13 protein-coding genes are annotated in these 14,210 nt (G+C 61.4%); 5 read left to right on the plus strand and 8 right to left on the minus strand.

Annotation, left to right across the window (positions count from 1 at the left end; genetic code table 11):
- Nucleotides 1-31 precede the first annotated feature (31 nt).
- The gene (locus VIW95_RS14500) at nt 32-1,417 is read left to right on the plus strand and encodes a CoA transferase (RefSeq protein ID WP_331587763.1); all 1,386 of its coding nucleotides are present in this window, start codon (nt 32-34) and stop codon (nt 1,415-1,417) included.
- On the opposite strand, the gene VIW95_RS14505 is transcribed toward VIW95_RS14500, so the two are convergent.
- A complete protein-coding gene (locus tag VIW95_RS14505; protein WP_331587765.1) occupies nt 1,414-2,823 on the minus strand; it encodes a hypothetical protein in 1,410 nt (469 codons plus the stop codon). The two genes, VIW95_RS14500 and VIW95_RS14505, sit on opposite strands and share 4 nt — an antisense overlap.
- A 70-nt stretch (nt 2,824-2,893) precedes the next feature.
- Between VIW95_RS14505 and VIW95_RS14510 the strand changes: the two genes are divergently transcribed.
- Both VIW95_RS14510 and rhaI read left to right on the plus strand, forming a co-directional pair.
- A complete protein-coding gene (locus tag VIW95_RS14510; RefSeq protein WP_331587767.1) occupies nt 2,894-4,957 on the plus strand; it encodes a bifunctional rhamnulose-1-phosphate aldolase/short-chain dehydrogenase in 2,064 nt (687 codons plus the stop codon).
- A gap of 17 nt (nt 4,958-4,974) precedes the next feature.
- Complete coding sequence (gene rhaI, locus VIW95_RS14515; protein WP_331587769.1) at nt 4,975-6,270, plus strand: L-rhamnose catabolism isomerase; 1,296 nt, start codon at nt 4,975-4,977, stop codon at nt 6,268-6,270.
- 10 nt (nt 6,271-6,280) lie between these two features.
- On the opposite strand, the gene VIW95_RS14520 is transcribed toward rhaI, so the two are convergent.
- Genes VIW95_RS14520 through pqqA form a run of 6 tightly spaced genes read right to left on the minus strand, consistent with a single transcriptional unit; the run spans nt 6,281 to nt 10,129 of the window.
- Entirely contained in the window at nt 6,281-6,913 is a 633-nt protein-coding gene (locus VIW95_RS14520; protein ID WP_331587771.1) for a hypothetical protein, read from the minus strand.
- Between the two features lie 8 nt (nt 6,914-6,921).
- Nucleotides 6,922-8,037 (minus strand): pyrroloquinoline quinone biosynthesis protein PqqE, encoded by a 1,116-nt coding sequence (gene pqqE, locus VIW95_RS14525; RefSeq protein WP_331587773.1) that lies wholly within the window; start codon nt 8,035-8,037, stop codon nt 6,922-6,924.
- Nucleotides 8,034-8,309 carry a pyrroloquinoline quinone biosynthesis peptide chaperone PqqD gene (gene pqqD, locus VIW95_RS14530; protein WP_331587775.1) on the minus strand — a complete coding sequence of 92 codons (276 nt, stop codon included), beginning with the start codon at nt 8,307-8,309 and terminating at the stop codon, nt 8,034-8,036. Before pqqD ends, pqqE begins: the two co-directional genes overlap by 4 nt.
- Nucleotides 8,309-9,049, minus strand: a complete 741-nt coding sequence (gene pqqC, locus VIW95_RS14535) for a pyrroloquinoline-quinone synthase PqqC (protein WP_331587777.1) — start codon at nt 9,047-9,049, stop codon at nt 8,309-8,311. Before pqqC ends, pqqD begins: the two co-directional genes overlap by 1 nt.
- A gap of 18 nt (nt 9,050-9,067) precedes the next feature.
- On the minus strand, nt 9,068-9,967 hold the full coding sequence (pqqB, locus tag VIW95_RS14540; RefSeq protein ID WP_331587779.1) for a pyrroloquinoline quinone biosynthesis protein PqqB: 900 nt from the start codon (nt 9,965-9,967) through the stop codon (nt 9,068-9,070).
- A gap of 12 nt (nt 9,968-9,979) precedes the next feature.
- Nucleotides 9,980-10,129, minus strand: a complete 150-nt coding sequence (gene pqqA / locus VIW95_RS14545) for a pyrroloquinoline quinone precursor peptide PqqA (protein ID WP_331587781.1) — start codon at nt 10,127-10,129, stop codon at nt 9,980-9,982.
- 153 nt (nt 10,130-10,282) lie between these two features.
- Between pqqA and VIW95_RS14550 the strand changes: the two genes are divergently transcribed.
- A complete protein-coding gene (locus tag VIW95_RS14550; RefSeq protein WP_331587783.1) occupies nt 10,283-10,927 on the plus strand; it encodes an alpha-ketoglutarate-dependent dioxygenase AlkB family protein in 645 nt (214 codons plus the stop codon).
- Between the two features lie 25 nt (nt 10,928-10,952).
- Here VIW95_RS14550 and VIW95_RS14555 read toward each other — a convergent pair whose 3' ends face one another.
- Nucleotides 10,953-12,500, minus strand: coding sequence for an alkaline phosphatase family protein (locus tag VIW95_RS14555; protein WP_331587785.1), 1,548 nt, complete (start codon nt 12,498-12,500; stop codon nt 10,953-10,955).
- A 162-nt stretch (nt 12,501-12,662) separates the two neighbouring features.
- On the opposite strand from VIW95_RS14555, the gene VIW95_RS14560 reads away from it, so the two are divergent.
- A complete protein-coding gene (locus tag VIW95_RS14560; protein ID WP_331587787.1) occupies nt 12,663-14,210 on the plus strand; it encodes a GMC family oxidoreductase in 1,548 nt (515 codons plus the stop codon).

Here is a 14,210-nt window from a genome sequence, read left to right on the forward strand (position 1 = left end):
ACGCGTGGCAACTTCTTCAGCGAGCGAGGCGATGCGGTGGACAAACAATCTGCTTGCTTCGCTTGGACGCGCGGCCAATTCACATGAACACGCGCTGAAAATTACAGGAAGCGATCCCGTAATCGCCACCCGATTTCGCGCGGGCGAGGCTGCCGCCGCCGTGCTGGCAGCGAATGCAACTGCGGCCGCAGACCTGTGGTGCGCGCGCGGCGGCCGTCCGCAGCGGATCGAGGTGGAGGTGCGCGCCGCAGCAGCGTCGCTCGTATCGTTCGCATACCTGAGATATCAAGGGGCTTCGTTGGATCGGCGCGGGCAGGCTACGACTGCGCTGTACCGGGCGCGCGACGGACGATGGATTCATCTGCACGGCGGATTTAGTTCGCGCGAAGGCACCCTCGCGCTTTTGAACTGCGACGACAACGCGGGCGCGATCGCGAATGCCGTCGCGGCGTGGGACGCGCAAGCACTTGAAGATGCGCTCGCGGCGCGCGGCGTGTGCGGTGCGAAACTTCGCAGCGCCGACGAATGGCGGGTTCATCCGCAGGGGATCGCGCTCGCGCGAGTTCCGGTGGTTGAGATACTTCGCCTCGGCGACGCAGACCGCGAGCCGATTCCCGGACCGCGCGCCGATGAGCGCGATGCTCGGCCGCTTTCAGGCGTGCGAGTACTCGATCTCACGCGGGTGCTCGCGGGACCGACCTGCGCGCGAACTTTGGCCGAGCATGGCGCTGAAGTGCTGCACGTGCGAAGTCCCAAACTGCCGTCGATCGAGCCTTTTGTCATCGACACCAATCCGGGCAAGCGTTCCTGCTTCCTCGACCTCGATCGCAAGGAGGACGCGAGGCAATTGCGCGCACTGGTGCGCGAGGCGCACGTGTTCTCGCAAGGATACCGGCCCGGTGCTCTCGCGCGGCGCGGTTTCGCTCCGGAGGAATTGGCGCAGACGCGGCCGGGCATCATCGTCGTGTCGATAGACTGCTACGGACATGAAGGTCCTTTTGCGGAACGACCCGGGTGGGAACAACTCGCGCAAACTGTTACCGGCATGGCGCTCGAGCATGCCGGCGATGAGCATCCCGCGCTGGTGCCTGCCGCGATCAACGACTACACGACCGGCTATCTCGGCGCGCTCGGCGTGATGCGTGCGCTCGCGCGCCGCACAACCGAGGGCGGCAGTTGGCACGTTCGCGTATCGCTCGCGCGAACAGCGATGTGGATCATGTCGTTGCCGCGCACGGCGCCGGACGCGAAGCCCGGTGGATTTGACGCCGCGTCAATCGCTCCATGGATCATCGAGATGGATACCGCGTGGGGACCGCTCTCGCGCCTCGGGCCAATCGCCCGCATGTCGGAATCGCCGCTGCGATGGGATCTGCCGCCCGCGCCGCTCGGCAGCGATCCCGCGGCGTGGAGCTAGGGTCGCGACTCCTCGCGCCGAGTCGTTAAAAGGAGCCTCTGCCATCTGAGTCGAGCCGATCTCAATCTGGCGATTGAAGCTAGCGGACAGCGATCAAGCCGGGCGGGCTCCGGACGCTTTCCGCGCGCCAGTAACGATAGCGACACCGCGCCGCGGAGCGTTCCGGTTTCATCGGGAGAACGAAACACCGGCTGTGGTTCGCGAAGCGCCGCGAGGGCGGCCACGAACGCGTCGTTGGATGCGAGGCGACCCTCGAGGATGATATCGCCGCGTGCCTCGAGCATCGTCAGGCAATAGTCCGTCATCAGTGCACAATACATCGCCGCGAGGGTCGCTCGATTGCGTGGTGCGTCGGGAGCGTCGCCGACGATGCGACCAACTTGCGCGCGAAACGGCCCACCCTGATCCGCAAACGAAGGAATCGCCAATGCGTCTGATGCGAGAATGGTTTCCAGGTCACTGACTGACGGTTGCATCACGCCCGCGTCGTCACCGCAAATCGCGGCGTACTCGCGCCCGCCCATGAAACGCGCGGTAGGGACAGGACTGCCGAACGCATCGACATTCGCGAGCATGTCCAGTTCCTCGCGCAGAATCTCAAGCGGACTGCCGTGCGCCATCATTACGATCCAGGTGCCAGTGGAAACCACGCAGAAAGGATCGTCACGAGTCGCGCGATGGGCAAGATACGACGCGTTGCTATCATGGATTCCAGCAAGGACTTTGCACTCATTGGAAAGACCAGTGCGCTCGGCGACCTCCGGCAAGGGAGCACCGAGCGGAGTCCATGCGCTGACACGACGGCCAAATCGCGAGTCCCACCCCATCGTCTTCGCGAACGACGAGAAGTCACCGCGTTGCGGTTCCCAAAGATCGGTGTGGCAACCTAACGAGGTTGGCTCCCACGCGCGGACACCACACATGCGCGCGGCCCAGTATTGCGGATACGGAGTAATTGTCGCGCGGCTGAATTCCCGCAGAAATTGCTGCTGCTGCCAGAATAGCTGCCGACCAAGATTCAGACCCGCCGGAAGTTTTGGCGATGCGGTGCGCGCAAAGTCGCGGGCGATCGCATCGTAGTCGGAATCGACGCCGTTCACTCCGCGAAATTCGTAGTCCATGATCGGCAGCGCCAATCCATCGTCGTCGGCCAGCGCCGCGCACGCACCGTGAGTGACGGGCACGATTGAATGAACGTCGAAGTCACGCGCGAGCGTCGCCAGTCCGCCGATCAGCCATTCATACAACTCGTCCGCGTCGAAGTGCGGATATGGCGGCGAACTATCGACGCGGTTCTGACGTTCGAGGGTAGTCATCGCGACGCCGGCATCGTTGACCACCGACAGCCGCACGTTGCTTTTGCCGACGTCGAAGACGGCGACGGCTGCGGGGCGCGACGTATCCACCTGAGCACCTCTACTCAATCGGCCGGCTTCGCTCAATTGAATTACCGCGCCGTCGTGTTACGATCCCGGCGTGATAAGCGATCGATGGAACGACGCCGCGGCAAAGGCGCTGTCAGAGCCTGCACTGCTTTTGTACCGCTCCCATTTGTTGGGCGCCGATCTTGGGGTGACCAACTTCGGCGGCGGCAACACTTCGGCAAAAATCGCGGACGTCGATCCGCTGAACGGCGCGCGCGTTACGATTTTGTGGGTGAAAGGATCCGGCGACGATTTGGGCTCGATGGATTTGTCCGGCTTCGCGAAATTATATCAAGACAAAATCGTCGCGCTGGAGAGCCGCTTCCGCGGACGCGAACACGAAGATGAACTAGTCCCCTACTTTGACTATTGCGCGTTCGCCGGCAGCGCGCGGTCCGCCAGCGTTGACACTCCCCTGCACGCATTCCTGCCGTTCGCGCACGTCGACCACGTCCATCCCGACTCCGTCATCGCAATTGCGGCTGCACGCCGCAGCGGAGCTCTTACGCGCGACGCATTCGGCGGCGACCTCGGATGGCTGCCGTGGCAACGACCGGGCTTCGACCTTGGCTTGCGATTGCGCGACGCGGTGCGGGCGAGTCCGAAAATTCGGGGCGTCGTGCTTGCGGGCCACGGGCTCATCACGTGGGGCGATACTTCGAAGGCCTGCTATCAGAACACGATCGCTACGATTCGCCGCGCTGAGGCGTGGTTGTCCGAGCGCATCGGAACGACGCCGGCGTTTGGCGGCGAGCGCGGCGCGGCGCGGCCCGCGGAGAATCGGAGCGCCATCGCTTCACAATTGATGCCCGCTTTGCGCGGTCGTCTATCGGTCGCGCAACGCAAGGTCGGTCACTTTGCCGACAACCCGCAGGTGCTCGAATTCGTTGCCAGCCAGCGGTTTGAAGAGCTGGCCAATCTCGGTACATCATGTCCCGATCATTTTCTCCGCACCAAGATTCGACCGCTCGTGCTGCCTGCCGATCCGGCCGTCGCAAAAGCGACCGCTGCCGAAACGATCGCTCGCTACCGAAGCGATTACCAGGCCTACTACGAACGATGCCGCAGACCCGACTCACCACCGATGCGCGACGCGAACCCGGTCGTGATCCTGATGCCCTCGGTCGGGATGTTCACGTTCGCAAAGGATAAGGCTACGGCACGAATCGCGAGTGAGTTCTACTGCAACGCGATCGGCGTCATGCGCGGCGCCTCCGAGGTCGATGAGTATCTCGGCCTGCCCGAGCAGGAGGCATTCGACATTGAGTATTGGGCGCTCGAGGAAGCCAAGCTGCGGCGACAACCTGCGCCGAAACCGCTCGCAGGACGCGTTGCGATCGTAACCGGCGGCGCAGGCGGAATTGGCGGCGCGATCGCACAGCGACTGTTGGCCGACGACGCATGCGTCGTCCTGTTGGACAATGATGAAGCCGCGCTGGAGCGAGCCGGCGCCGATTTTGCGCTGAAGTTCGGCAACGATCGGACGCGAATCACCCGATGCGACGTTACCGACGAAGCCAGCGTAGCGCGGGCGTTTGCGTTCGCGGCGCAGGAATACGGCGGCGTGGACGTCGTGGTATCGAACGCGGGAATCGCGTCGGCGGCGCCGTTCGATCAAACCACGCTCGAAACGTGGCGCCGCAATATGGACGTGCTCGGGACCGGCTACTTCCTGATCGGACGCGAGGCAGCGCGGGTGATGAAAGCGCAGGGCATCGGCGGATCGATCGTGTTTGTCGCGAGCAAGAATGGACTGGTAGCATCGGCGGGCGCTGCCGCATACAGCACCGCCAAGGCGGCTGAGCTTCACCTGGCGCGATGCATGGCGCTCGAGCTGGCTCCCGACGGAATTCGGGTGAACGCCGTAAATCCTGACGCCGTGCTGCAAGGCTCGCGCATATGGTCGAGCAGTTGGCGGGCAGAACGCGCGCGCGCATATGAAATCGATCCGTCTGAACTGGAGAAATTTTATCGGGAGCGGAGCCTGCTGAAACAAAACGTCACGCCCGAGGACGTCGCCGAAGCCGTGCATTTTTTTGCGTCCGATCGATCGGCGAAGTCCACCGGCAACATTCTCAACGTCGACGCCGGCAACGCCGCAGCATTCACGCGGTGAGTTCTCGCGAGGTTTCTATGACGCCACGCATGCCAATCGAACCCGAGCTGATCGCAAAACACAACGCGCGCCTCGAGCAGGATCTCGCAGCCGACTACGAACACCTTGGCGCCGTGCTGGCGCGGCGCGGAGTTGACCTCGAAGCGATCACTGCGCGCATCCAGCGATTCGCGGTGGCGATTCCGAGCTGGGGCGTCGGATCGGGCGGCACGCGGTTCGCCCGCTTTCCAGTGGCCGGCGAGCCGCGCAACGTCTTCGAGAAGCTTGAAGACTGCGCGGTGATCCAGCAGCTCGGACGGGCGACGCCGACGGTGTCGCCGCATTTCCCGTGGGATCGCGTCGACGATTTTCGCGAGCTGCGCGAGTTTGCGCGCTCCTATGGAATCGTTTTCGACGCCGTCAATTCAAATACTTTCGAAGACCTGCCCGGCCGGCTCTCTTACAAGTTCGGCAGCCTGACGCACAGCGACAAGGCGGTGCGCGAGCAGGCGATCGCGCACAATCTCGAGTGCATCGAGATCGGCCAGCAGCTCGGCTCGCGGGCGCTCACTGTATGGATCGGCGACGGCTCGAATTTTCCCGGGCAGCTCAACATGACGAAAGCCCTGGAGCGGTACCTGGAGAGCATGCGCGTGATCGTTGCGGCGATACCCGACGGATGGCGCGCGTTCATCGAGCACAAGCTGTACGAGCCGGCGCTGTACTCGACAGTGATCGCGGATTGGGGGACGAGTTTCATTTGCGCGACGCAACTCGGCCCGAACGTCCAGTGCCTCGTCGATTTGGGGCATCATGCGCCGACGACGAATATCGAGCAGATCGTTTCGCGCCTGATTCAGTTTCAGCGCCTGGGCGGCTTCCATTTTAACGATTCCAAGTATGGTGACGACGATCTGGACACCGGTTCGATCAACCCGTTCCAGATTTTTCTGGTTTTCAACGAGCTGGTGGACGCCGAGTTGCGCGGCGCGCCCGGCTTTGCGCCTGCATACATGCTCGACCAGAGTCACAACGTGACCGACCCGGTAGAGAGTCTGCTCGAAAGCGCGGTCGCGCTGCAGCGCGCGTATGCGCAGGCACTGCTGGTCGATCGCGACGCGTTGAATTCGGCACAGGAGTCGAACGACGCGCTGATGGCGAATCGGACGCTGCAAAGCGCGGTGCGGATGGACGTCGAGTCGGCAATCAAAATGGCGCGCAAACGAAACGGCGGCGCAATCGATCCGGTCGCGGTCTTCAGAGACAGCCGTTACCGACAGTGTAAAGCGTCGGCCCGTCCGCAGGATCTGACGGGCAAATCGGGAATCGTGTAGTTGCCCCGTATCACTGGCGCCAACGTTTTTGTTGCGCGTCGCGAATCAGCGCGTACACCGATTTGACTTGCTCGACCATATCGAAACTGGGCGTGGCAAAGCCCATCCCCGGCCACCCCGTTCCGGCAAAATGCTGGTATGGATTCTGCGGGCCAAACGTAATCGTTCCTCTGCCGCCCGAGCGCTCGGTCATCGAGATGTCGCTCATCGTGCGCAAATCCAGGCTCTTCACCTTGCGAGGACTGAGAGCGGCCACCAGAGCCGTCACCAGCGCGACGTCCGGCGCGGGCTGCGGGTCGACTAGCCCGGTCACAATGATCACTCTGTGATCGGTCACACCGTAACAAGTGTGATCGCGCTGGATTGCTTCGACGATGAAGCGTCCAAACATCATGTAGAGACCGATCAGCGCGAAAGGAATTGCAAAGAGGAGGCCGACAAACCCGGGGCCGCCTCCGCCGTCGCGTACGTGAAAGAGAACGCTGACCGCAAAGAAGATCGCGAAGCCGCCCCACATGAGGCTGAACGGGATCATGAAGATGTCGGGGCCGCGGAACACGATGCCCTTGCGCGGTTGTCCCGACCAGAGCAGCGACTCGCCGGCGTCCAGCTGTTGCGCGATCACGTGGCTCGCATCGAGCATGATGTTTCTTACGAGACGAGAGCAGGCCCACGCGCCAGCCGGCGGCTGGTCTTTGCATCGCGATAGATCAGCGGATCGTCGGAACCTAAATCCTCGCGCATCGACTCGACGATCGCGTGATGCGGTGAGAGGCGGCAGATCGGATCGGCTTCGGCGGCGTTTCCGGCCAGCATGAAAGCCTGGCATCGGCATCCTCCGAAATCGATTTCCTTTCTCGCGCAACTGCGGCACGGTTCTATCATCCAGCCGTCGCCGCGAAACGCGTTCATCGCGGGCGAGTCGCGCCAGATTTCTCCGAGCGCGCCGTCGCGCACGGAATCGAAGTGCAGGCCCGGGATCACCGACGCAGCGTGGCACGGCATCACCTGGCCGGTCGGATTGATGCACATATAGCTGCGGCCCCATCCGCCCATGCAGGGCTTGGGCTCGCCCGAGAGATAGTCGTTCTGCACGAATGCGATTTCGAGCGTGCCGCGATACTTCGCGATCGCCTCAAGCGCGATTTGCTCGGCCCGATCGTACTGCGCGCGCGTCGGCATCAACGCCCGCCCATTTTCAGCCGCCCACGCATAGAACTGGGTGTTCGCCAGCTCGAGGCGATCCGCTCCGAGCTCGAGCGCGAGCGCGATCAGCTCGGGGATCTCGCCAATATTCAGCCGATGGATGACGACGTTGAGGGTGAGCGGAAAGCCAATTTCGCGGATGAGAAGCGCGACCTCGAGTTTTTTCCGATGCGATCGAACGCCGGCGACCATCTCGGCGCTTTCGCGCGCCGCACCCTGGATACTGAGTTGAACATGGTCGAGACCGGCCTCGCGAAAGCGCCGCAGCCGATCCTCGTCGAGCAACGTGCCGCCAGTTATCAGGTTGGTATAAAGATCGCAGCCGCGCGCGTGCTGAATCAGCTCGACCAGGTCGTCGCGAAGGACGGGCTCGCCGCCCGACAGATGCAACTGCACGACACCGAGTCCCGCTGCTTCGGAAAAAACCCGTCGCCACTCCCCGGTCGAAAGCTCGGTGCGCGAGCGGTGGAACTCGACCGGGTTGGAACAGTACACGCAGCGCAGCGGGCATCGATAGGTGAGCTCGGCGACGAGCGTGTAAGGGCGCGGCGGTGCGTTCATTGGAGCAACCCGCGCACGCGAATCGTATCGAGGAAGTCCATCACCTCGCGCATGAGGGCGTCGCGATCGGCGTTGGCATAATTCTTCGACAACAAATCCACTATTTGGTCTATCGAGCGCGCGCCCTCGCACAGCCTGACGATCGCGGCGCCGGTTTCGTTGAGGGCGAGCGCTGCTTCAGGAAACAAAATCAATTCCTGCTTCGCAACCGGGTCGAACTTAAGCCGCGCGCGCGCGGCCAGCCGCGGCCGCCATGGGTCGTCGGTGCTCATCACAGTTTTCGCGAATCGTCCCATAGCGGCGGCAAACATCCCGGCGAAACGTACGCGTAGTGAATCGCGTCAAGCAGACTCCACAGTATGTAGCACTTGAGCGTGAGCGCGTCGGCGGCCCGATCCTGCGACTCGCGCGTCGTGCAATGCGCGACGACATATTGGAGCCCGAACTCGGAGTCGCGCGGCGCCTGCACGAGCCGGCCGCGAAAATATTCCAGGCCGCGGCTGTCGAGCCACGGATATAGCTTCTCAAGCACCACGATACGATCGGCCATCAGCGTCGGCGCGAACAATTCCGTCAGCGACGACGCAACCGCTTCGGTGAGCGGACGCGTCGCGCACAGATGCAGGTAGGCGTCCACCGCGAACCGCACTCCAGGCAGCACGTAGCGCAGGCTCGCGACGTCGGCAGGATCGAGACCGGCGGCCTCCGACAGCCTGTACCACTTGCGGATACCGCCCTCGCTGTCGCCGATCCCGTCGTGGTCGATGATCCGTGTGATCCACGCGCGGCGAAATTCCGGGTCGTCCGACTTGGCCAGGATCAGCGCGTCCTTTTTGGGAATCGTCCATTGATAGTAGAAACGATTTTCGATCCACGCCTGCAGTTGCCGCCGCGTGAGCTTCCCCTGATGCATCAGCACGTGAAACGGATGCTTGTCGTGATAAGCCGCCTCGCCGAGCGCGCGCAGCCGCGCGATAAATTTTTCAGCAGAGTCCGGTTTTCTTTCGATCATGTCGTTCGCACTTGACTGTCAGACTGAGAAATCCATGCCGTCTTCGGCAACTTCCCATCCCGCGGTTTCGACGGCGCGGCGCTCGGGCGAGTTTTCGTCGAGAATGGGATTGGTGTTGTTGATGTGAGTATAGATTTTTCTGATTCGAAGATCGCTGAGGCGCGCCAGGCTGCCGCCGGGTCCTGAGATCGGAATATGGCCCATCGCCGACGCGGTCCGCGTCCCGACGCCGCGAATCTCCATCTCGTTGTCTGACCAGAAGCTGCCATCGAATAGAAGACAGTCGCAGGCGGCGACGGCCGCAATAAATCTTTCGTCAATTTGCTTGATAGCCGGAACATAGAGGAGCGACGAACCGGTCCCGCGGTCGATGAGTTTGAAGGCGATCGCCGCTCCATCGCAATTGGCGGGAGGAGTTTTCACGTAAGTTGGAACTTTGCCGAAGACGAAGTGCGCCTCGAAGCCGAGGCCGCTTCCGATGGTTTCGGCCTTGCGATCTTCGACGGTCGTCACGCGAAATTTCTCCCGGGAATTCAACGCGCCAAAAACGGCGTTCGATGCCAACACCCAGTCGAAAACTAGCGACGTGCAATACAGCCGCAGCGCCTGCGCCTCACGCAGCGAAAGCAGGCCGGTGATGTGATCAAGCTCCGCATCTGAAAGCAGAACCGCGTCGATAGCCGAACCTCTGACGCCCCCTTTGGGCAGGAGGTCGGGAAATGACAACATTTGCGATCGAAGGTCGGGACTCGCGTTCAGCAACGACCATCGCGAGCCGTTTGCACTAACTGCGACCGAGCATTGCGTCCGTGCTTTCGCACGAATCGCCCCGGTCCGCAGGCCGGCGCAGTTGAGGCAGTTGCAGTTCCACTGGGGGAACCCGCCGCCGGCAGCGGAACCGAGAATATGGATCCGCACTTAATGCCGGTTTCAGGATTCCGGGTTGGTTGTCGATCCGTCGTCGCGAATCAGAGGCTGCTTCAGGACGCGCCTGGGATCGTCGGCCAGCGCCGAACTGTAGCAGTTGATTTCCGCGTCCATCCGAATCTCGACGAACTCTGGCTTCTTCCAATCATTCATATTTGAACTCCTCCGAGTACCCCCTAGACTTTCTACACTATGGGGTTCACGCGAGGCAACGCGCATCGCTCACACAGTTGAATACCGCAGGAAGTTTCGCAAGACTTTCGAGGATACGGTAGCACGTGCCTATCGGGTTCTGAGGAAGCTTTGATGTCGGAGCTGTTTGAAAAGATGGATCGTCTTGAGACGATTCGGATGCCCGACGGAGAAGTCTATTATCTGAACAACTTTGACCTTGGTCGTGCTCCTGACGCAATTTTGCATCAGCTGATCGCTGACGTACCCTGGCGACAGGAAAATATTCTTGTTTGGGGCAAAATGTATCGGCAACCGCGCTTAGTCGCCTGGTACGGAGACAGCGGCAGCGACTATACCTATTCAGGGATCACACTGACTCCGATGCCCTGGACCGATTTGTTGCTCGAGGTAAGAACGCGAGTCGAGACTGTGACTGGGGAATCGTTCAACAGCGTACTGCTCAATTTTTATCGCGACAATCGCGATAGCATGGGATTCCATAGCGATGACGAGCCAGAGCTTGGAGAGAGACCCGTAATCGCGTCGCTGAGTTTTGGCGAAGAGCGAACACTCGTTCTGAAGCACAAGTTGAACAAGCTGGCCAAACCTGTCCGGCTTCGGCTTGAGTCGGGGAGCCTTTTACTGATGAAAGGTGAAACGCAGCGATATTGGAAGCACGGTATCGCCAAGGAGACGCGTTCGTGCGGACCAAGGATTAACTTGACGTTTCGAAGCATTGTCTCTCCAGTTCGTGCAAGTTCCACGACGAGACCTTAAGACTTACTTCGCTCGCCGGTGCTTTCTAGTTAGTGCGCTCGCCAGTGTCGGGTTTGAGGAACAATGGCCGCGTGCGATGCCGTCCGGTGAAATCGAACATGTTGGTGAGTGGGCCGGCGATCGCGTCGTAGGAGCCTCCACCTATCTGACCGAGTGACCAGTTGTCCTCGATGAAGCGGGTTATCGAGGTCAGGTCGGTAATTGTATGGTCAACGGAATTGCGCCTGGCATAGGGCGATATGACGAGCAAGGGCAGCCGCGGCCCATAGCCGCATCGCAATTCGGCGTCGCCAAGTGAAGGATCGCCTGAGCCGCAGATACCTGTCCCGCTTAGGGCGTCGAGTGGCGAGGTCGAGCCATTGAATATAGGGCTCATCTGATGATCGTAGTCGCCGTCGCTGTCGTCGAAGGCGATCACGATAGCCATTCTCTTCCATTGCCGCGTCTTCTCAAGCGCGTTGATCGTTTTGACCAGGAACACCTGCTCGTCCAGCGGATCGGAAATGCCGCCCGCATGCCCGGTCTGATAGCGCTCCGCTTTGACATAACTCACGGCAGGCAGGTTGCCGGCCTTCGCGGCAGCTATTAGATCGTCCAGGTCATACTCGTGATTGGCCGGGCCAGCGTGACCTACCTCCGAGATATCAGCAGGTCGTGTGTGAGAGAGGTTGCTGGTCTGAGGATAGTACTGAAACGGCGTGTACTGACCGTTGTAATCATTGACGACGAGCAGACTTACCGGATTGGTGTGACTGCGCATACATCCTGTGGTGCCGTTGGGATTGACCGTCTGCAGATTGAAACCACCCTCGAAAGAACCCCAGCTTATGTTCTTTGCGTTGAGCAGATCACCTATGTTCATTCCGGACATCTGAACGGTCTGAGTGGCGCTGGCGAAGCATACGTCGCCGGTGGGTTGCGCGTTGGCGATAAGAGTCCCGTTAAGAACGAGTTGCGGATTAGGCGGAGTGGGAATAGCTCCGTTAGTCTGTCCCGAGACCAGGTTGATGTGACCCGGTAGTGTGCTACCGAAGGTAGTGCCATACGAATTGTCGCTCATTTCAAAATGCTGAGCGTAATTCCACAAGGCCGTCACTGTATTGCCGTCGAAGTAACCCATAACGAACGCGGCGCCATGGCCGTAGTCGGGGCATCCTGCTGGAACCTTGGTAAAGGCTACGAACTGATCCATCAGGCCGAAATCAAATTGCTGCTGCTCAGCCTGATAGCCGTTGAGGCCGTCGCATGTAAAGGCTTGTGAACGATCGTAGCGGAACGGATTCACTCCATTAGGATTGAAGTTCAGCAGTGCCGGCGTGAACCCGTTGACCGACGGCGTATTATCGGCGGGAAAGAACTCGGGCTCTCCGGGAGGGTTGGCGGCGTTAGGATAAGTTCCAAAGTAATGATCGAAGGTCTCATTTTCCTGGAAGATAATCACCAGATGCTTGATAGGTGTGGTGGTAGGAAGGCGATCCGCTTCGTCGGCTACAGCTCGCGTCACCGATAAGGTTGCGACCATTCCTATGACAAGCGCGATCGCGCACAGCAATCTCGAAATCGATCGATGCATCAGGGTCCCCCTCGCAACGCCGGTAGAATCGGCGCAGGAACCAGTCTTATCAGAGCCTGCATATGGAGGCATATCGGTCGCGAAGAAACCCAGCGCAGTGACGCGCGACCATCTTCAGTAATTCTTCTGACTGGCGCGCAGTTGGAGTAGGCTCGGGCTCAGATGGCACGGAAACAGGAGCCGCCTCCGACCCGCGCGCCGCTTCCGCGGTTCGCTGATACCATCGTGATCGGTGGCGGCACCGCTGGCGCGGCAATCGCGGGTCTTCTCGTGGAACATTCCGAGCAGTCCGTGCTGTTGCTCGAGGCCGGTCCCGATTACGGTTCGTTCGCCGCGGGACGATGGCCGGCTGAACTTACCGACGCCGGCGCGATACCGACCACGCACGACTGGGGCTACCACAGCGGCGAGCAATACAAGCCGCGCGTCATCGGCTTCGAGCGCGCCCGCGTGATCGGCGGATGCTCGTCGCATAACGGATGCGCCGCCATCTGGGGCAGCCGTATCGATTACGACGGATGGGCGGTGCTCGGAAATCCGGGATGGTCTGCGGACGAACTGCGGCCGCTGTTCCGCACCGCCTCCGAGCGGCTGCGCGTTCGAATTCCAGAGCCAACCGAGATCACTCCTTTCCAGCGGGCAGCGCTGGATGCCGCGGCTGAGGCCGGAATTCCGCGGGTCGTTGACCTGAACAATCTCGACGAGAACCTCGGGATGGCGCCGAGTCCGGCGAATATCTTCAACGGCGTCCGCTGGAACACCGCGTTCGCCTATCTCGATCCGGTCCGCGAGCGAGCGAACCTGACTATAGTTGGAGACTCTCCGTGCGATCGCCTCGAGATCGGATCGGGACGAGTGAACGCTGTCATCGTCGCCGGCCGCGAGGGTCCGGTCCGCATCGAGGCCGGACGAGTGATCGTGGCGGCGGGAGCCTACGGATCGCCCGCGATCCTCATGCGCTCAGGCGTCGGCGATCCGTCTGAACTTCGCGCCGCCGGCGTCGCGCCTGCAATTGATCTGCCTGGAGTCGGCCGCAACCTGCACGACCATCCGCGAATTTCGCTGAGCTACGCGGGGACGCGAGAGCTCGAGGAGATGATGGCGACGTTTGCGCGCGATCACTGGATGCCCGAGGAGCAGACGATCGCCAAGGCGCAATCCTCGCGATTTACGCGCGGGTTCGATCTGCACATCTATCCGGTCGGCGGACGCGATCGTAGAAGTCGAAGCGGTTGGGGATGGACGCTCGAAGTGGCATGCATGACGCCACGGTCGCGCGGCGCGCTCAGGATTGCGAGCAGCGACAGGGCAGCGCCGCCGATCATCGACCATCGCTACCTGTCTGATTCCGGGAACGAAGATTTGAGCGTGCTCGCCGACGGGGTCGCGCTCACCCGCGAGATCGCTGCGAAAGCTGCGCTGGCACGGTTCGCGGGCGCGGAGATCTCACCGGGCGGCGGCGTTGCGACCCGCAGCGAGATCGAGGCGTTCGTCAGAGCCAATTGCCTGCACTACTGCCATCCGGTGGGGACTTGCGCGATGGGCCCGGCGAGTGATCGATCTACAGTCGCCGATTCGCGGGGCAGAATTCACGGACTCGACAACGCTTACGTCGCTGACGCGTCGATAATGCCGGTGATACCGCGCGCGAACACCAACCTGCCGGCGCTGGTCGTCGGCGAGCGAATCGCGCGCTGGCTGCTCGATTGA

It is taken from the genome of Binatus sp. (SeqCode) (assembly GCF_036522015.1).
GTDB lineage: Bacteria > Desulfobacterota > Binatia > Binatales > Binataceae > Binatus.